The organism is Bradyrhizobium sp. Leo78, assembly GCF_059512425.1.
In genome coordinates, this window is record NZ_JCAMOT010000296.1 from 1 (window position 1) to 367 (window position 367).

Consider the following 367-nt stretch of genomic DNA (forward strand, 5'->3'; position numbering starts at 1 on the left):
CTGCAAGCCTTGAGGACGGTCGAGCGTGCCGGCTGATCGTAGCTCGGTCGGCGCAATCTGCTTATGATATACGCAATGTTTCCGAGGGAAGTACCCCATAGCGCTTGCGATAGTCCGCAGAAAATCTGCCTCTATGCACGAAGCCCCATTTCAGAGCGACCTGTGTGACCGAGAGGCCAGGTTCGCCTGTCATCAGTTCCTGATGCACTAATTCCAACCGTAGGTGCTGCAGGAATGCCAGAGGGGTCGTATTCCGAAAGTTGCGAAAACCGCTTTGAAGAGTGCGTCGGCTTACGCCACAAGCCGTTGCGATTTCCTCAAGAGATAGCGGCCGAGTAATATTGGCACGCATATAGTCGACCGCCCG

General features: G+C 55.0%; 1 protein-coding gene. It reads right to left on the minus strand.

Annotated features, from left to right (window positions below):
* Window positions 1–61: 61 nt before the first annotated feature.
* The coding region (locus tag AC5ZG1_RS44760; protein WP_496136625.1) for a helix-turn-helix transcriptional regulator at window positions 62–367 on the minus strand (306 nt) is incomplete at its 5' end.